Here is an 18,344-nt window from a genome sequence, read left to right as displayed (position 1 = left end):
CCATGTCGCAATAGAGACTCGCTTGAGAACGTGATTTCGCCAGTGTAGGTTAAGTCCCTTGAATGGATTTGCGTCGCTGCCTGGATGAGTGACACGCGCGAGCGCCTCAAGGTCGCTCTCCTTTAGTACCGTCGTCGGTCGGATCGGCGGGGCTTCGATGCCGGAATCGATCCCCAAGCTATCGAAGTAGCTGAGCACAGCGTCGCGACGAGAGTACGCGAACTTGACTCGTTCGAAGTCATGGATGTTGAGATCAATTTGCATCCCGATTCGCCATTCGACATACAGGCGAATGGACGCAACGCGACGAGAGAAGGTTGCCAGCGACACGAGGCAATCATCGTTCGTAAGCGATAGGTCGATTCCGAGATTCTCGACTTCGGCAAGGCTCAGCCCTTCGAGCCGCCGCCACCGCTCTTCGAGATCAATTCCTGACTTTGCTTCCCACTTGAATAGGAGTGCCAAGTCATAGAGGTAGTTCTTGAGCGTGTTGTACTTGGATCTTCGGCGAATCGAGTTCGTCCAGGCGGCGGCGGCCGTGTGAGGCACTGGGCCGATGAACAAGACAGGCAGGATGGTCTTATCGCCGAGGAGCACGTCAACAACACGCGCTCGCGGTGCCGACGTCGGCGGGGGAGTTGGAGGGTCGATCTGAAGAAGATGAATGGTCTTAATTTGACCCGGATGAATCATAGCAATGGCCTTGGCTGCTAGCCGAAGGTAGCCACTGATGCAGGGGGAAATCAAGAAGCCAAGAAAGGACTCAATGTATTGATTATGATGATCATTCTACCCTTGTTTGAGTATGCGAGCAGCCTAAATTCGCGTTGGGTAATTTGTCGTTGGCTTGGTATAGGGCTCAGCACCATGAATTCACGGGTAGCAGCTCGGCAACTGCAACACGAAAAACTGCATGCGACATAATGCCCACAACCACCCCTCGGGCGTGGCCGAACCCAGCCAGGCGGACATCGCCATCACCCGGGCATTGAGCCGGGCCCTGGAACTGGTGGGGGTAAGGGTCCTCGATCATTTGGTGATCGGCGAGGGCGAACCGGTGTCGATGGCCCAGCGCGGCCTGGTCTAGGCCTGCCCCCAAAAAAAACGGCGCGGTTGCCGCACCGCGCCGTGGTTGCCGTCATCGTGAGGGGAGAATCCGATGAATCGGCGGTGTCCTTGGCAGGGGAGGTGCGTCGGACAAGGAGAATTGTGCGGGGGACCGATGACATCGACATGACGGCGGCCTTTCTACCCCGTGGCGAATGCCCCTTTTGCAAGTTATGCACAAAGTCGATTTGGCGAGGTTGGCGGACTTATTTCGAGCCAGTCCACACCATAATCTTGCAACTCATTGATTTTACAGAGTCGATTGTGTGACGGTCGCATTTCCTTGCGGCGCTGCGGCAAGACACGGCGACGGGCGCACTTCTTGCCCACAGAGTTATCCACAGGCCAGGGCCGTTTCGAAAAAGGCTTTTGCGGCCGGGCTTTGGCGGCCTGGTCTGCTAGGATTGCCGGTTCCCCCAGCTACCAGCGCTCGCCGTGAAAGACCAGCTTCGGAACCTCGTGCTCAAGGCCATCGACAGCCTGACATCGGCCGGCACCCTGCCCGCCGACGCCACCGTGCCCGCCTTCGTAGTCGAGCGCACCCGAAGCCGGGAGCATGGTGATTTTGCGACCAATGTGGCCATGTTGCTTACAAAAGCAGCAGGTCGGAAGCCTCGCGAGGTGGCCGAGGCGCTGGTTGCCGCCCTGCCCAAGGGCGGGGTGGTGGACCGCGTGGAGATCGCCGGCCCCGGCTTCATCAACTTCTTCCTGGGCCGGGAAGCCTACAAAAGCCTCCTTTCGGAGGTTTTTACCCGGGGCAATGACTTTGGCCGCAACACCGCCGGCCAGGGCCGGATGGTGGGCGTGGAGTACGTTTCGGCCAATCCCACCGGCCCTTTGCACGTGGGCCACGGCCGCAACGCCGTGCTGGGCGACTGCCTGGCTCGCCTGCTCGGTGCCACCGGCCACGACGTGCGCCGCGAGTTCTACTACAACGATGCCGGCGTGCAGATCCAGAACCTGGCTGTTTCCGTCCAGGCCCGGGCCCGCGGCATCGAGCCAGACACCGACGGCTGGCCGGAAGCCGGCTACCGCGGCGACTACATTGCCGAGGTGGCCCGGGCGTACCTGGCCGGCGAATCGGTCCAGGCCGATGGCCGCACCGTCACGGGCGCCAAGGACGTGGATAACCTCGAGGCCATCCGCGAGTTCGCGGTGGCGGCGTTGCGCCACGAGCAAGATCTGGATCTTGCAGCCTTCGGCGTCGAAATGGACGTGTACTTCCTCGAATCGTCGCTCTACACCGGCGGCAAGGTGGAAGAAACCGTCCGCGAGCTGGTCAAGCACGGCCATACATATGAAGAAGGCGGCGCCCTTTGGCTGCGCAGCACCGACTACGGTGACGACAAAGACCGCGTGATGCGGAAGTCCGACGGCACCTATACCTATTTCGTGCCGGACGTGGCGTACCACCTGAGCAAGTGGCAGCGCGGCTACCAGGACGCGGTGACCGTGCTGGGCTCGGACCACCACGGCACCCTGATGCGCGTGAAGGCCGGCCTGCAGGCGCTGGACCAGGGTATCCCCAAGGATTACCCGCACTACGTGCTGTACCAGATGATCACGGTGATGCGCGGGGGCGAGGAGGTGAAGATCTCCAAGCGCGCCGGTTCCTACCTTACCCTGCGCGACCTGATCGACGAGGCAGGGCGCGACGCCACGCGTTATTTCCTGATCGCGCGGAAATCGGACTCCCAGCTGGTGTTCGACATCGACCTTGCGCGTTCGCAGAGCAACGACAACCCGGTGTATTACATCCAGTACGCGCACGCCCGGGTGTGCCGCGTCATGGACGAACTCGCCGAACGCGGCTTCACCTACGACCGTGAAGCCGGCATGGCGGCGTTCGGCCAGCTGGAGAGCGAACACGAAACCGCCCTGATGGTGGAACTGGCCCGCTACCCCGAGGTGGTGGAAACCGCAGCCACGAATCTTGAACCGCACCTTGTCGCGCAATATTTGCGCGAGCTCGCCGGCGCGCTGCACAGCTATTATCACGAGCACAAGTGGATCGTTGACGACACCGGCCTTCGCAATGCCCGCGTTACGCTGGCGCTGGCCACGCGGCAGGTCCTTCGCAACGGGCTTGGCCTGCTGGGTATCAGCGCACCGGAGAGAATGTAATGGCAGCACGCAATACCAAGGGCCGCGGCAAGCAGGCCGTACGCAACAAGAGCGGCGGCATGCCCGGCTGGGGCTGGGCCATCATCGGCATCCTGGCCGGCGCCGTGCTGATGGCGGTGGTGCTGAAGGGTTCCTTCCTGCCACTGCAGCGGCCCAACGGCCCTGCGCCCAACCCGCAGGCTACGGCGCAGAAAGCTTCGGATCCTGGCGTGGCCGAATCCGCACCGGAAGCGGACAAGCCGAAGAAGCCCACCTACGACTTCTATTCCGTGCTGTCGGAAAAAGAAGTGCGTATTCCCGATGCGGAGATCAGTGCGCAGGCCCAGGCCGAAGCCAAGGCCCGTCAGCAGGCGGCCGCGCAGCAGCAGGCCCAGCAGAAGGCCGCCGCAGCGGCGCAGCAGACGGGCACCACCCCGCCGGCGCCCGCCAACCTGCCTGCCGTGAAGACGGAAACCGTCGCTGCCGTGCCGGCTGCCGCGCCGCCGCCAACGTCAGCCAGCGGTGGTTACCTGCTGCAGGTAGGTGCGTTCCCCAGCGCTGGCGATGCGGAATCGCTCAAGGCCAAACTCGCCCTGCAGGGTTTCGTCGCCAACGTGCAGACGGTGAAGGTGGGCGGGCAGAACTACAACCGCGTGCGCCTGGGGCCGTTCAAGTCGGCCACGGAGCTTGAATCGACCAAGCAGCGTTTGCAGCAGGCGGGCATCAATGCCATCGCCTTGAAGGAAGGCAGCTAAGGCCTTCAGGCCTTGCGCTCGCCGCGCTTGATCCGGATCAGCCCGGAAATATCGTCGTCGCCATAACCTTCGCTCATCAGCTGGGCGAAGTCGGCCAGTGATTTCTCGATGATGGAACGATCGGTGCCCGCGTCCACGGCCACGCCGCGCACGATGCCAAGGTCCTTGTGCAACAGGGCCAGCTTGAAGCCCACGGAGAACTCGTTGCGCAGCATGGTGGCGCCGCGCTTCTCAAGGAACCAGTTGCCGGCCGCGCCGGCGCCGAGCGTGGGTAACAGAGCTTCCGCGTCCAGTCCCAGCGCTTCGCCCAGCGCCAGCCCTTCGGTCACCGCCTGCGCGATGCCGGCCACGATCACCTGGTTCACGGCCTTGGTCGACTGACCGGCACCCACCCCGCCCATGTGGGTCACCTTCGCTGCATACGCTTCCAGCACGGGCCGCGCTTTTTCCAGCGCCGCGGCATCGCCGCCGACCATCACGGACAACTTGCCGTTGCGCGCGCCTTCCACGCCGCCGGACACCGGCGCATCCAGGAAGGCAATGCCTTTTTCCGCCAGCATCTGTGCCGCGCGTTGCGCGGTGGCGGGCGCGACAGTGGAGTGGTCGACCACCACCGATCCTTCGCGCAGGTGCGGCAGGAGGGCTGCGACGTTGTCCAGCACGTCCTGGTCGGCGGTGACGCATAGCGCTACCACGTCACTCATGGATGCGATGCCTTCGATCGACGGGGCATCCACGCCCAGGTCGCCGGCGAGATCGTAGGCCTTCTGCTGCGTGCGGTTACCCACCGCCACCAGCAGGCCCTTCTCGTGCAGGTGGCGCGCCATCGACGCGCCCATGGCGCCCAGGCCGATGAAAGAAGCACGCAGGGTCATGAGTGGATGTCCTCGGCAAGGTAGGTGTAACCGGTAAGGCCGGCGTTGAGTTCGTCGAACAGCCCAGGGTCGGTGACGCCGGCGGCGGCCAGGCTGTCCCGATAGGCCTGGCGCAGGGCCGACAGGTCGTAACCCACGTAATCAAGCATCAGGTCGGTGGTGTCGCCATGGCGCACGTGGGCGAATTCGAAGCCATCGGCGCCGGCGCGCACGTTTACCGCATCGGTATCGCCGAACAGGTTGTGGATGTCCCCTAAGGTTTCCTGGTACGCGCCCACCATGAAGATGCCCAGGCAATACGATTCGCCATCGCGCAGGCTGTGCAGCGGAAGGCTCACATCCACGCCCTCGGCATCCACGTAGTTGTCGATGCGGCCGTCCGAATCGCACGTGAGGTCGGCGATCACGCCGCGGCGCGTGGGTTCTTCATCCAGGCGCGCCAGCGGCACGATGGGGAAGATCTGGTCGATCGCCCAGACGTCGGGAATGGATTCGAACACCGAGAAATTCACGAAGTACTTGTCGACGAGTTTTTCGTCCAGTTCGTCCAGCGCCTGGCGGTGCGCTCGCTCGGTGGGCAGCAGGCGCGGACGCACGGCGCTGGCAATGGCGTAGTACATGTCGTCCAGCTGCGCGCGGTCGCGCAGGCCCAGGTGGCCTTCGGCATACAGCGAAAGGCCTTCGGCATGGTGGTGCTGGGCTTCGTGGAACAACTCCAGCGGCGGGCGCTGGCCAAGTTCGGCCCAGGTTTCGCGCAGGTGGCGCAACACGGCCGGCTCACCCTCGCGCGGCTCAGCCACCATGCCCGTCGGCACGGCTTCGACTTCGGTCACGTTCACCACCATCACCGCATGGTGCGCCGTCATGGCGCGGCCGCTTTCGGTAACGATGCGCGGCGCAGGCAACCCCAGGCGCTCCACGGCTTCGGCCAGCGGGGTGACGATGCTGGCGGCGTATTGCTCGAGGTTGTAGTTCATCGAGTTGTAACTGCGCGAACGCGTGCCGTCGTAGTCCACGCCCAGGCCGCCGCCGACGTCGACGATGTCGATCGGTGCGCCGGCCGCACGCAGCTCCACGAAATAACGCACCGCCTCGCGCATGCCGGCGGAGATGTCACGCACGTTGGAGATCTGCGAGCCCATGTGGAAATGCTGCAGCCGCAGGGTATGGGTAAGGCCTTCGGCATCCAGGCGTTCGATCAGCTCCAGCACCTGGCCGGGCGAAAGCCCGAACTTGCCCTTGTCGCCGCCGGTGTTCTGCCATTTGCCAGCGCCGATCGAGGCCAGGCGCACGCGCACGCCCAGCAACGGCTCAACGCCCAGGGATCTGGACTCCGCCAGCACGTGCTCGAGCTCGGAAAGCTTCTCGATCACGATATGGATGGAAAGCCCGAGTTTGCGGCCGATCAGGGCCAGGCGGATGTATTCGCGGTCTTTGTAGCCGTTGCATACCACCAGGCTCCCCGGGCGGGCCATCGCAAGCACTGCCATGAGTTCGGGCTTGGAACCGGCCTCCAGGCCGAAGCCATGTTCGCCCGCGGCCACCAGCTCGCTCACCACGCCGCGCTGCTGGTTCACCTTGATCGGATAGACGGCCGTATAGGCGGCCGGATAGCGGGTACTTGCGATGGCTTTGCCGAATGCCGCCTGCAGGCGGGCGAGGCGGTCGGCCAGGATGTCCGGGAAGCGGATCAACAGCGGCAGGCGCAGGCCTTGCGCACGGGCGGCGTCGACGATGGCCGGCAGGTTCAGCTTCGGGCCACCGGGCCCGTGCGGCTGCATCACCAGATGCCCGGCAGCGTCCACGTCGACGTAACCGTCGCTCCAGTACGGCACGGCGTAGGTCTGCCGCGCGCGGTCGATGTCCCAGGAAGTACCCATCGGCCCTCTCTCCTCGTCGTTATCGGATTCCCGGCGTGCCTTGGGCCGGAAATTTATAGCGTCGCAGCGGCGAGCCTAGACGAAACATGCCTGGCGACCGGGAGCCTCGCACGCCGCGGGGCCGTCCAGGATGTACCCGGGCTGCAGGCCCGGGCCGCCTATTGTAACGACGCAGGATGACAACGGAATGGGACTGCCGGCCCGGTTACGATGAATTCGACGGGGAGCAGGGCGTCATAAGCCGGTACAATGGGCGTTTTCACCCTCCTTCCCCGGGATCGCGTCATGTCGCAGCTCAGCTGGTTCACCGAAGCCCACCAGGCCTCCGGTTCCTCCATCGGTTTTCGTGTCGAGCGTCTGCTTCATGCAGAAAAAACGCCCTTCCAGACGATCGAGATCTACCAGACCACCGACTGGGGCAACCTGATGGTGATCGACGGTTGCGTGATGCTTACCAGCCGCGACAACTTCCTCTATCACGAGATGATGACCCACCCGGCGCTGTTCACCCACGCCCGCGCCAAGCGCGTGGTGATCATCGGCGGCGGCGACTGCGGCACCCTGCGCGAAGTGCTCAAGCACGAGGAAGTGGAATCGGCGGTGCAGGTGGAGATCGACGAGCGCGTCACCCGCCTGGCCGAGGAATATTTCCCGGAGCTGTGCGAGAGCAACAACGACCCGCGCGCGCAACTTCTGTTCATCGACGGCATCAAGTACATGGCCGAGGCCGAGCCTGAATCGCTCGACCTGATCATCGTCGATTCAACGGACCCGGTCGGCCCGGCCGAGGGCCTGTTCAACGCGTCCTTCTACTCCACCTGCTACAAGGCGCTGCGCCACGGCGGCATCCTGGTTCAGCAGTCCGAATCGCCGCTGGCCCATATCGAGCTGATCAAGGCCATGCGCTCGGCCATGCGCACCTCGGGCTTCGGCGCCGTGCGTACCTTGCCCTTCCCGCAGCCGTGCTACCCCACCGGCTGGTGGAGCTGCACCATGGCCCGCAAGGGCGCGGACCTCGGCGGCTTCCGCGAGCGTGGTGCGATCTCGAAGAACTTCGCCACGAAGTACTATAACGCCGAAACCCACAGGGGTGCGCTGGCCCAGCCGGAATTCATGCGCGAAGCGCTGGGGGACTAACCCTTCAGCGTTTCGCGGGTGGGGGTCAGAGTTATTACTCTGACCCCGGCTTCGGGCGTGCCGGGGCATAGCCTGCCGGCGCCTCGGCCGGGATGCCGTAGGCGTTGAGGGCGGCCAGCACCACGCTCATCTCGGTGCCGCCGTTCCGCGCCAGCATCAGCAGCTTCTGGGCCACCGGCTTCTCACCCTGCGCCCGTACATTGAGCTGGGCGAAGTTCTGCATCTGCCACACCAGGTTCACCCTGGCCCGGCGGGCATCGGCCTGCTGGGCATCATCGGGCGACAGCACCTCGCGAAGATGCAAACCCAGCGACCGCCCAAGCGGGCTGGAACCCCACTCCAGTACCTTGCCCAGGCCCAGGCAGTCGTTGCGGATGCCTTCGTCGTCCTTGTGCGATTCGCAATATCGCGCCGTGGCCGGGAAAGCCGGCAATGGCTGGGTGGCGCCCAGGCCGTAGACGATGGTCAGCTGCACGCCAGCGCTGCCGGCACCGGACAGCGGGTCGTAGGTTTCCGGCGGCGGCGGTAACTGGCTTACCGTGCGGGCCAGCGCCTGCAGGCTGCTGCCGAGGTAGTCGTCGTAGGTTTTTGCCTGCGCAGCCTGGGTGAGGTCGGCCCGAGCGTCGGCATCCTTGGCTGCGGCAAGGTCGCGGCCCAGCGCCAGCATCCACACCGCGGCATTGCCCGGCACCTGCTGCTTCAGGCTGGCCATGGCATCGGCATTCGGGCAGGAGCCCGCCTTGCCATCGCAATCGGCAAGCTGCGCCCAGGTCACCGAGGGACCTGCACCATCACCGCGGGCGGCCCGCTCCAGCAAGGTGTGATAGGTCAGGGTTTCAGGCGGCCGGGCCAACGGCCGGGCCAGCAGGGCAGCACCCAGCAGCGGCTGGGCCTCGGTGCGCAGGGCCAGCACGCTGGCCAGATCCTGCTGGAATTTAAGCAGTGCGGCCTGGCGATCCTTCGGCGCAAGCGCCTTCTCCGCGGAGGCGGCCAGGGGCAGCGCCGCGGTGGCAAAGGCAAGGGCCAGGGCAAGGGGGCGCAATCCGCGCATGGCGCAACTCCGGGGCAAAACCGCAAGGATACGGGTCATTTCTGAACGGTGGGGCCAGTGGGGTATCGCATATGTGAAGAAGACCCTTGCTACTATCGGGTTTCGCTCCAGGCGATGTGGGCGCCTCCGCCAGTCTGTGCCCGCCGCCTGCCCCACGAATCCTGCCCCAGAACAGGAGCGTTCCATGGAACCCTTTACCGCCTTCACTTCGACGCCAGCGCCCTGGTTTGTCGGCTTGGGCACCCTAGCCCTCATCAATGCGGGGCTGGCCCAGGGCAAGAACCGCAGTGGTGCCCTCTGGTTCTTGCTGTCGCTGATCCTTGGCCCCATCGCCACCCTGATCATCGTGGTGATGCCCCGTGCGAGGGGGAAATTCTTCTAGCGCCGCGTCGAACCCGGTAGGCTTGAAGGTACCTTCCCAGGCAAGGTCTTTTTCCGATGCTGACGATGCTGGTAGCAAGCAGTAAGGGCGGTTGCGGCAAGACCACGGTAGTCACCCAGGCGGCGTCGCACTACGCCCAGGCCAACAAGCGCGTGGCCATCGTCGACGCCGACCGGCAGCAATCCAGTTACCGCTGGGCGGCCCGAAGGCCGGAGAACGTCCCCGGCGTGCTGGCGGTGGACGGCGGCCGCCGGGCACTGGACAAGCTTCCCGAAGATACCGACGTCGCGATCGTCGACACCCCCGCCGGTGTCACCGAGAAAGAACTCGAGCCTTACATCGAGCAGGCCAGCGTGCTGGTGGTGCCGGTGCTGCCATCGAGTTTCGACCTGGACGCCACCACCGATTTCCTCAAACTGCTGCACGGAATTCCGCGCGTGCGTCGTGGCAAGCTGCCGGTTGCCCTGGTGGGAAATCGCTTGAAACCATGGACCAACGCCAGCCAGGACGCCATGGTGCAGCTGGCCGAGTCATCCCCCTTCCCGGTGGTGGCGCAACTGCGCGACAGCCAGGCCTATGTGCTGCTTACCGCCCTGGGCAAAGGCATCTTCGATTACCACTCCGAGAATGTCCGTGGCCACCAGGACGACTGGAGCAAGCTGTTGCGATGGATCAAGCGCAGCAGCTAAGGCACCACGCTCCCACGCAAGACGAACCAGAAGGAAAACACCATGCGTGAACTGATCCTCCTGCGCCACGCAGAAACCGAAGAGCTCTGCGCTGGCGAAAGCGACCGCGACCGACAACTGTCCGAACGAGGCCATGCCGAGGCCATCGCAGCGGGCCGATGGCTGGCCGACCACAAACTCAGCATCGACCGCGTGCTGTGCTCCCCGGCCAGGCGTACCCAGCAGACGGCCGAACTTGCCCTGCCCAACCTTCCCCTCACCCTGGCCCCGGACATCTACGACGCCACCCCCGGCACCCTGTTCACCCTGATCGACCAGCACCAGGACGCCATCACCCTGGTGCTGGTAGGCCACAACCCGGGCATCGAACAACTCGTTGCATTGCTGGTGGAAGGCCGGTCGGAAGACTACCGCGGCATGCCGCCCGGCGCCCTGGCCCGCCTGCGCGTAGCCCCCGGCCCGCTGGAACCGGGGTCGGCCACCCTGGAGGCCTTCTGGTCGCCATGAAATACCGCGCGGGGCCGTTCGTGGCCCTGCTGCTTTCCGGCGTCGCGTCCGCGGCTGCCATCAAAGGCCCGCTGCACATCGACGACGCGCACTCGCGCGCGGAGTTCGGCGTGCGGCTGTTGTGGGTGTCGAAGGTGACCGGTGTGTTCGAGCGCATCCGTGGCACCATCGACGTCGACCCCGACGACGGCCGCGCGGTCGTGCAGGCGGCCATCGACGTTCAGAGCCTGAAAATGGACTCCGCCCGTTTCCGCAACTGGGTGCTGGCGCCTGAGTTCTTCGACGCCCAGCGCTATCCCTCGATCGGTTTCGTCTCCTCCCGCATCCCCCTGGATGCCCTGGGCAACGGCGACGGGCTCGACGGCCGGCTGACCATGCGCGGGGTGACCCAGCCGGTGCACTTCACCATCCTGCGGTCGGATTGCACGGCGACCCACCTGAACGGCTGCAACCTGCAGGCCCTGGGCACGATCGACCGCACCGATTTCGACATGCGCGGGCGCCGCGGCGCCCTGGCCGACAAGGTCGAGCTGGGCCTGTCGATCACCATCGGTCCGTAGACACAGCAAGCGCATCTTGCCCGGCTATGATGGCGCCCATGCGCCGCATCGCTCTTGCCCTTCTGCTGGCCACCGCTGCGCTTGTGCAGGGGTGCACGCTGTCGCACGCCAATATCCGCAAGGCCGATGCGATCGTGATGCAGGCGCAGGACCCGGTGCCCACCTGCAGCCAGCCGGACAACTGCGCGGCACCCTCCGCCCTGCTGGACCAGGCCAACGCCGAGCTTGCGTCCTCCACCGCTGACGCTCCCCACCACGCCATCGGCCTGCTCGAGGACGGTGAATCGGCCCTGGTGGCCCGGTTGAACCTGATTCGCGGCGCCCGCCACAGCATCGACGTGCAGACCTACATCTGGCAGCAGGACGACGCCGGCAAGCTGATCCTCGACCAGCTGGTGGAAGCCGCCGCGCGCGGCGTGAAGGTACGCATCCTGGCCGACCAGCTGTTCTCCTTCGGCGACGCAAAACTGCTGGCTACCCTGGCGCGCACCCGTGCCAACTTCGAGGTACGCCTGTACAACCCCACCTTCCGCAAGGCGCATACGCCGCCGCTGGAGTTCGCCGCCAGCGTCGTGTGCTGTTTCCTGCGCTTCAACCAGCGCATGCACAACAAGCTGGTGGTGGTGGACGACGCCATCGGCATTACCGGCGGACGCAACTACGAAGACCGCTACTTCGACTGGAACGACGAATTCGACTACCGAGACCGCGACGTCATCGTGGGCGGCCCGGTGGCGCGGACCATGGCGGCAAGCTTCGAAACCTTCTGGAACCACAAGCGCAGCGTGCCGCTGACCCACCTGCGCGACGTGAACCGGCAGATCCGCAGCGACGGGCCCGACGCACCGCGCTGGGTGGAACCGGCATACTCGCGGCCCGACCGCGTGAACGACGCATTGGCCGAAGCCGGCGACCCGCGGTGGATGCAGGAACACCTGGTGGCCAATTCCATTGCCGTAGGCCGCGTGGACTACCTCTCGGACCTGCCCGGCAAAACAGAGAAGCCGGCCGAGCGCGAGGACCGCGAGCTCACCCGGCGCATCATGGGCATGATCACCAATGCGCGCCGCGAGGTGGTGCTGCAAACCCCTTACCTCGTGTTGAGCACCCGCGCCAAGAAGCTCTTCCGCGCGCTGCACAAGCGCGAGGACGCACCGCGGGTGGTGGTATCGACCAACTCGCTGGCCTCCACCGATGCATTCGCGGTGTATGCCATCTCGTACAAACACCGGAAGACGTATTTCACCAAGTACGGCTTCGAAATCTACGAGATGAAGCCGCAGGTTGCGGATATGCCCGATACCGACGAGGGCGTGAGCTACGACGTGTTCCACGCGCCGTCCGGTGGTCGACCGCACGCCTCGCCCAGCGAGGAACCGGGCTTCTTCGGCAGCCGCAACGGCCGTGGCCGCCGCAACCGTCCCGCACCGCTACGTACCGCCGGCACGCGCATGGGCCTGCATGCCAAATCCATCGTGGTGGATGACAGCTTCGCCATGGTCGGCACGCACAATTTCGATCCCCGCTCGGACCACTACAACACCGAGTCGGGCGTGGTGGTGTACGACCGTTCGTTTGCCGATGCACTGCGCGCGTCGATCATGAGCGACACGCAGCCGGCGAACGCCTGGGTGGTGGCGCCGCGCAAACCCACCATCCCGGTGCTGGGGCAGATCAGCGAGGCGCTGGGGGATATTTCGGAGAAATTGCCCCTGTTCGACCTGTGGCCGTTCCGCTACACCACCAACTACGACCTCAACCCGGGCTGCATGCCCAAGCGGCCGAACGACGCGCAGTTCTTCCAGTGCTACCACGCGGTGGGCGATTTCCCGGAAGTGAACCTGTCGCTGAAGATGATCTACACCCGGCTGCTCACCGCGTTCGGATCGGCGTCCTCCGGCATCCTTTAGCGATCGATGGTGCGCTGTACGGGGTAGAGGCGCTTGGGCGCCAGTGCGGGCATCGGCAACGGCGGTACGGCCGCACGGGGCGCCATGGGCGAACGCAACGACACGCGGCGCCGCTCCACCTGGGGCGGTCCGTAGGTGAGCTCGGTGAGCCAGGCGGTGGCCGTGACCCCAAACATCAGCACCAGCAGGCTGAAGCCGAAGGTAAAACGCATGCGCGGCACCGTTGGAGCCACCGCTCAGGGACGCTCGAGGATGGCGGTGACGCCCATGCCGCCGGCCGTACAGATCGAGATCAGGCCACGGCCCGAGCCCTTCTGTTCCAGAAGCTTTGCCAGGGTCGCCACGATGCGCGCTCCGGTGGCGGCGAACGGATGGCCGGCGGCAAGGCTCGAGCCATTCACGTTGATCTTCGCCGGGTCGATCGAACCCAGGGCCGGGCGGCCCAGGCGGCGCTGGCAGTAGTCTTCCGATTCCCACGCGCGCAAGGTACACAGCACCTGGGCAGCGAAGGCCTCGTGGATCTCGTAGAAGTCGAAATCCTGCAGGGTGAGCCCCGCGCGGTCGAGCATGCGCGGCACGGCCACGGTGGGCGCCATCAGCAGGCCTTCGCCATGGACGAAATCCACCGCCGCCACTTCGCTATGGGTGATGTACGCCTGGATCTTCAGGCCGCGCTCGGCCGCCCATGCATCGCTGGCCAGCAGTACTGCGGCTGCGCCGTCGGAAAGCCCGGTGGAGTTGCCCGCGGTAAGCGTGCCCTGGCCGGTGGTCTTGTCGAAGGCGGGCTTGAGCGTGGCGAGCTTCTCCATCGAGGTATCCGGCCGCAGGAAGCCATCGCGCTTCAAGCCGCGGAAGGGCACCAGCAGGTCGTTGAAGAAGCCGGCGTCGTAGGCCGCGGCGAGCTTTTGGTGGCTCTGCATGGCCAGGCGGTCCTGCGCCTGGCGCTCGATGTGCCATTCGCGGGCCATCAGCTCGCAATGGTCGCCCATGGATTTACCCGTGCGCGGCTCGGCCACGCCGGGGAACGAGGGCTTCAGTTCCCTGAACGAGAAGCCGCGCGTGGCCGCCCGGAATTTTTCCTTGACCGTTTTGGCGCGGTTGACCGACAGCAGGCGCTTGCGCAGCCGCGTGCCATAGACGATGGGCACGTCGCTGGTGGTGTCCGAGCCGCCGGCGATACCCGCCTGGATCTGCCCGGTGGCGATCTTGTTGGCGATGATGATGGCGTTGTCGAGCGACGTGCCGCAGGCGCGGGCGGTGGTGATGCCCGGCGTGGTCGGGGCCAGGCCCGACGACAGCAGCGCCTCGCGGGCGAGATTCCATTCCGATGGATGGCGGATCACCGCGCCCATCGCCACTTCGCCCAGCTCCACCCCATGCAGGCCGAAGCGTTCGACCAGGGCGCCCAACACCTTGACGGACATGCCGAAGTTGCCGACATCAGCGTAGGCGGTGTTGTTGCGGCAGAAGGGAATGCGGACGCCACCGACGACACCCACGCGCGTTTGCGGTTTTTCCATGCTCAAGACGATCCGGCCACCTTGGGGTCGAACATGTGTTCGACGGGGATTCCAAGGCTAACGCGGGCAAGCCCGGTGGGAAAGCCTTAAAACGCCCAGTGATAGAATTACGGTTTACTCCCGTTGGGATTGCCTGGTGAATGACGTAGTTGCCTGCCCGGCCGTGCTGGCCCTGGAGCTGGCTCCGGGCGAGACGCCGTCGCGCCTGATGCTCACCCGTGAGGAAGCCCAGGAACTGGCAGGCCTGGTGGCCGAAGACCTGCGAAACCTGCTACCGGGCGTGGAAACTTCGCGCCTGGCGGTGGCCGGTGCGTTGTTCGATGCAGTGGAGTTGCTGCGTCCGGGCTTTCCCGTGCACGCCACGCTCGATGAACTCGCCCGGCGCATCCCGCGCGTCACCGGCGAGGCCGCTGTTGTTGCCTTTGGCAGCAACCAGGGCCAGATGCCGGCGCAACCGCTGGTGCCCGACCCCACCTATGCCGGCGGCCCGATGCGCCTGGTGCCCTGGACCCTACTGGCCGATGAAGCCCTGGCCGAAGACCTTGCCGCGCGGATCGAAACCGAACTCGTCGGCCGCGGTGAAGCCGGCGCGCGCACGTCCGATTTCCTCATGCGCACCCTGGGCGTGCGCTTCGAGCACGCCCGGTACCTGAGCCGCAACGACGTGATGGCCATGACGTGCGTGCAGTACGAGCACGTCAACCTGGCCCCGATGTGGACCCTGCTCGAGGCGGCGCTGCTTACGCCCTATAAAGAAGAGTCCACCCTCACCCTGCGCGGCCTACCCCTGCACTACGGCGCCGGGCGAGTATCGGCGCCGCCGCTGGCCGCCTGGTTTGCCGGAACTGCCGACAACGGCACCGACGATGCCGCGCATCAACTGGCAGGCATCCTGTTCGAACTTCGGCAATATTCAGCCGTACTCAATGCCCATGGCATCGCCTTCGGATTCGAGGGCACGGCGCCCACCGTCGGCTACGCGATGGAAGCGGTGAACGATCCCAATCCCACCTTCGGCAAACCCAGGCTGTTTGCCCACCAGGCCCGGGGCCTGGGCGTGGTGGCAGTGACGGTCGCGCAAACACACGGCTCGGCTGAGCCCAGGATCCTTGCCCACGGCTTCCCGCTGGCGGGCGACGCCATGGAAACCATGCTGCAGGCGCTTCACGCCCGATATAACGCGGACGAAACGATCACCGACCTGGGCACATTGTTCCTTGCACCGGGGCGGCGCCTGGCCGTTCCGGCGGCGTCCGTCCATTAGCCGGCCCTGCCCAAAGCAGCTACGCTGCAAATACCTCAAGGGCAGGTGAAAAACAGATCATGGGCCGGCTTCCACCCCGGGACGGGAACGACCACCTCGCGTGGACCGCAAGTGACCTGACGGCCCAGGTATTGTCGGTGCTGCCGGGCCTGGTGGCCTACCTGGATCCCGAACGCCGCTATCTGTACGCCAATCCGTCCTACCAACGCTGGATGGTGGCCGAGCCTGAAGACATGATCGGCCGCACCGTGGCCGACGTGCTGGGCGCCGAGCGCTACGCCATGGTCGAAGAAGACATGGACAAAGCCTTTGCCGGCACAGAGGCCCATTTCGAGCGTTACATCCCCTTCGACGACCACGAGCGTTACGTCAGCGGCAGCTACACACCCGATTTTGCCCCCGACGGCAGCGTGCGCGGGGTGATCGTGATGGTGGTGGACATCACCGTGCGCCACGAGCTCGAACTGCAATTGAAGGAAAGCCAGTCGCGCTTCGAGGGCGCCTTCGAACATGCCTCCATCGGCATGGCGCTGGTGCGGCCGGACGGTGGCTTCATGCAGGTGAACGGTGTACTGGGCCGCATGCTCGGCTACACCCCGGCGATCCTGGTGACCAAGACCTTCCAGGAGATCACCCACCCGGATGACCTGGCCACCGACCTGCAGTTGCTCGGCGAGCTCATTGCGGGCGAACGCGAAGCCTACCAAATGGAAAAACGCTATTTCCATCGCGATGGGCACACGGTGCACACGATGCTGAGCGTGTCGCTGGTGCGCGATGCCGAGGGCGACCCGCTGTATTTCGTCTCGCAGATCCAGGACATCAGCGAACGCAAGGCGGCGGAAGCGGCGCTGTTCCACGAGCGCGAGCTGGCCCAGGTAACGCTCAAATCCATCGGCGACGCGGTGATCACCACCGATCTTGAGCTTCGCATCACCTCGCTCAACCCCATCGCCGAGGCCATGACCGGCTGGACCCATGCCGATGCGCTGGGAAGGTCGATGGACGATGTATTCCGCATCCGCGACGTCAACACCGGCGAACCCGTCGACAATCCGTTGCAGGCGGCGATCAAGGGCAACCATATCGTGGGGCTGGCCAGCGACACCGCGCTGATTCACCTCAACGGCTTCGACAGCCCGATCGAAGATTCCGCCGCGCCCATCCACGACAACAGCGGGCGCGTGATCGGCGGCGTGCTGGTGTTTCATGACGTAAGCGAAACACGCGCGCTGGCGATGAAGATGGCGCACCTGGCCAACCACGACACGCTCACGGGCCTGCCCAACCGCAACGTGCTGCAATCGCGGATGGAACAGGCCATCGCCGACGCCCTGGTTCGGCACCGGCGCGTGGCGGCGCTGTTCATCGACATCGATCATTTCAAGCAGGTGAACGATGTGCTCGGCCACAAGGCCGGCGATCGGCTGCTCAAAGCCGTGGCGCAGCTGATCCGCAGCGAGATCGGCGAAGACGACATCGTCTCGCGGCTGGGCGGCGATGAATTCGTGGTGATGCTGCCGCATGTAGACAATGCCGCCCAAGCGGTGGGCGTGGCCGAGCGGTTGCTCGAGCGCGTGAACCAGGCCGTGTCCACGGAAGTGTCGGACTTGTCGGTGAACTTCTCCATCGGCATCAGCCTGTGCCCGGACGATGCCACGGACGCTGAAAACCTGATCCACAACGCCGACACGGCGATGTACGAGGCCAAGCAGCAAGGCCGCAACGGCTATCGCATGTTCAGCACCAACATGCGCCACCGCGGCGCGGCGCATGCGGCGATCGAAATGGCGTTGCGCAAGGCGCTGGTTCGCAATGAACTATCGGTGCAATACCAGCCCAAGGTGGACGTGCGCACCGGCTGGATCGTGGGCGCCGAGGCCTTGCTGCGCTGGATCGTGGACGGCGAAGAAGTGTATTCCCCCGAGGAATTCATCCCCATTGCCGAGGAAGCCGGACTGATCGTGATGATCGGCGAATGGGTATTGCGCCGGGCCTGCGAGCAGGCGGAGAAATGGCGCGCGGTGTACAAGCGCGTGCCGGTGTCGGTGAACGTATCGGCCGTGCAGTTCCAGCACACGCGCTTCTTCGAGACGCTAGTGGCTGTACTGGACGACACCGGCCTGCCGCCGGTGCTGCTGGAACTGGAACTGACCGAGCGCATGGTGATGTCCGGCCACGGCCACGTGCCGGACCTGCTGCAGCGGATCAAGAAGCTTGGCGTGAAGCTGTCACTGGATGACTTCGGCACCGGCTATTGCAGTTTGTCGTACCTGAAGCACTTCCCCATCGACACCTTGAAGATCGACCGCGCCTTCATCCGCGACATCGGCGCCGACCACCAGAGCACCACCATCACCGGCGCCATCGTCGCCCTGGCCCACAGCCTGGACAAGACCGTGGTGGCCGAAGGCGTGGAAACCACCGACCAGGCCCAATACCTGCTGGCAGCCGGCTGCCCCGTCATGCAGGGCTTCCTCTACGGCATGCCCATGCCGCCTGCCGAATTCGCCGAGCTCCTCGCTGCCGCCGACGACCGCATGGACGAGTATTTCTAGCTGAAGATCTGCTCGAGCATCGCGTAGTCGCAACGCTCCATGCCCA

General features: G+C 65.1%; 16 protein-coding genes and 1 pseudogene. 11 read left to right on the top strand and 6 right to left on the bottom strand.

Translation table 11 applies throughout. From position 1 onward, the window contains the following. Nucleotides 1-693, bottom strand: a 693-nt coding sequence (locus tag VK519_RS09210; protein WP_324349234.1) for a hypothetical protein, incomplete at its 3' end; no start/stop codon positions are given. A gap of 235 nt (nt 694-928) precedes the next feature. On the opposite strand from VK519_RS09210, the pseudogene VK519_RS09205 reads away from it, so the two are divergent. The 3 genes and pseudogenes from VK519_RS09205 to VK519_RS09195 form a co-directional block, all read left to right on the top strand. Further along, nucleotides 929-1,087, top strand: a pseudogene (locus VK519_RS09205) (JAB domain-containing protein); the annotation flags it as partial. 455 nt (nt 1,088-1,542) lie between these two features. After that, nucleotides 1,543-3,231 (top strand): arginine--tRNA ligase, encoded by a 1,689-nt coding sequence (gene argS / locus VK519_RS09200; RefSeq protein ID WP_324349233.1) that lies wholly within the window; start codon nt 1,543-1,545, stop codon nt 3,229-3,231. After that, nucleotides 3,231-3,965, top strand: coding sequence for an SPOR domain-containing protein (locus VK519_RS09195; protein WP_324349232.1), 735 nt, complete (start codon nt 3,231-3,233; stop codon nt 3,963-3,965). The genes argS and VK519_RS09195 overlap by 1 nt, the downstream gene beginning before the upstream one ends. Nucleotides 3,966-3,970: 5 nt before the next feature. On the opposite strand, the gene VK519_RS09190 is transcribed toward VK519_RS09195, so the two are convergent. Then, the gene (locus VK519_RS09190; RefSeq protein ID WP_324349230.1) at nt 3,971-4,840 is read right to left on the bottom strand and encodes an NAD(P)-dependent oxidoreductase; all 870 of its coding nucleotides are present in this window, start codon (nt 4,838-4,840) and stop codon (nt 3,971-3,973) included. Then, on the bottom strand, nt 4,837-6,720 hold the full coding sequence (speA, locus tag VK519_RS09185) for a biosynthetic arginine decarboxylase (protein ID WP_324349228.1): 1,884 nt from the start codon (nt 6,718-6,720) through the stop codon (nt 4,837-4,839). The genes VK519_RS09190 and speA overlap by 4 nt, the downstream gene beginning before the upstream one ends. A 285-nt stretch (nt 6,721-7,005) precedes the next feature. Between speA and speE the strand changes: the two genes are divergently transcribed. Continuing rightward, nucleotides 7,006-7,857: a polyamine aminopropyltransferase gene (gene speE, locus VK519_RS09180; RefSeq protein ID WP_324349226.1), complete on the top strand. Its 852-nt coding sequence runs from the start codon at nt 7,006-7,008 to the stop codon at nt 7,855-7,857. A 34-nt stretch (nt 7,858-7,891) separates the two neighbouring features. Here the strand turns inward: speE and VK519_RS09175 are convergent, their stop codons facing one another. Next, the gene (locus VK519_RS09175) at nt 7,892-8,908 is read right to left on the bottom strand and encodes a hypothetical protein (RefSeq protein ID WP_324349225.1); all 1,017 of its coding nucleotides are present in this window, start codon (nt 8,906-8,908) and stop codon (nt 7,892-7,894) included. Between the two features lie 184 nt (nt 8,909-9,092). Between VK519_RS09175 and VK519_RS09170 the strand changes: the two genes are divergently transcribed. The 5 genes from VK519_RS09170 to VK519_RS09150 are packed head-to-tail and all read left to right on the top strand — an operon-like array spanning nt 9,093 to nt 12,956. Continuing rightward, complete coding sequence (locus VK519_RS09170) at nt 9,093-9,290, top strand: antitermination protein NusB (protein ID WP_324349223.1); 198 nt, start codon at nt 9,093-9,095, stop codon at nt 9,288-9,290. Nucleotides 9,291-9,346: 56 nt separating this feature from the next. After that, the gene (locus VK519_RS09165) at nt 9,347-9,979 is read left to right on the top strand and encodes a nucleotide-binding protein (RefSeq protein WP_324349221.1); all 633 of its coding nucleotides are present in this window, start codon (nt 9,347-9,349) and stop codon (nt 9,977-9,979) included. Nucleotides 9,980-10,021: 42 nt separating this feature from the next. Next, on the top strand, nt 10,022-10,486 hold the full coding sequence (locus tag VK519_RS09160) for a SixA phosphatase family protein (protein ID WP_324349220.1): 465 nt from the start codon (nt 10,022-10,024) through the stop codon (nt 10,484-10,486). Then, on the top strand, nt 10,483-11,046 hold the full coding sequence (locus VK519_RS09155) for a YceI family protein (protein ID WP_324349218.1): 564 nt from the start codon (nt 10,483-10,485) through the stop codon (nt 11,044-11,046). The genes VK519_RS09160 and VK519_RS09155 overlap by 4 nt, the downstream gene beginning before the upstream one ends. Nucleotides 11,047-11,084: 38 nt before the next feature. Beyond that, nucleotides 11,085-12,956: a phospholipase D-like domain-containing protein gene (locus VK519_RS09150; protein WP_414692722.1), complete on the top strand. Its 1,872-nt coding sequence runs from the start codon at nt 11,085-11,087 to the stop codon at nt 12,954-12,956. Here the strand turns inward: VK519_RS09150 and VK519_RS09145 are convergent. Together VK519_RS09145 and VK519_RS09140 are read right to left on the bottom strand one after the other, a co-directional pair. After that, nucleotides 12,953-13,168 (bottom strand): hypothetical protein, encoded by a 216-nt coding sequence (locus tag VK519_RS09145; RefSeq protein ID WP_324349214.1) that lies wholly within the window; start codon nt 13,166-13,168, stop codon nt 12,953-12,955. The genes VK519_RS09150 and VK519_RS09145 overlap by 4 nt on opposite strands. A gap of 24 nt (nt 13,169-13,192) precedes the next feature. Next, the gene (locus VK519_RS09140; RefSeq protein WP_324349212.1) at nt 13,193-14,476 is read right to left on the bottom strand and encodes an acetyl-CoA C-acetyltransferase; all 1,284 of its coding nucleotides are present in this window, start codon (nt 14,474-14,476) and stop codon (nt 13,193-13,195) included. 136 nt (nt 14,477-14,612) lie between these two features. On the opposite strand from VK519_RS09140, the gene VK519_RS09135 reads away from it, so the two are divergent. Both VK519_RS09135 and VK519_RS09130 read left to right on the top strand, forming a co-directional pair. Then, the gene (locus tag VK519_RS09135; protein ID WP_324349210.1) at nt 14,613-15,740 is read left to right on the top strand and encodes a hypothetical protein; all 1,128 of its coding nucleotides are present in this window, start codon (nt 14,613-14,615) and stop codon (nt 15,738-15,740) included. A gap of 59 nt (nt 15,741-15,799) precedes the next feature. Then, nucleotides 15,800-18,298 (top strand): sensor domain-containing protein, encoded by a 2,499-nt coding sequence (locus VK519_RS09130; RefSeq protein WP_324349209.1) that lies wholly within the window; start codon nt 15,800-15,802, stop codon nt 18,296-18,298. Nucleotides 18,299-18,344: the final 46 nt, after the last annotated feature.

It is taken from the genome of Pinirhizobacter sp. (genome assembly GCF_035317885.1).
Lineage (GTDB): Bacteria > Pseudomonadota > Gammaproteobacteria > Xanthomonadales > Rhodanobacteraceae > Pinirhizobacter.
This window is presented reverse-complemented; position numbering and strand designations above follow the sequence as displayed.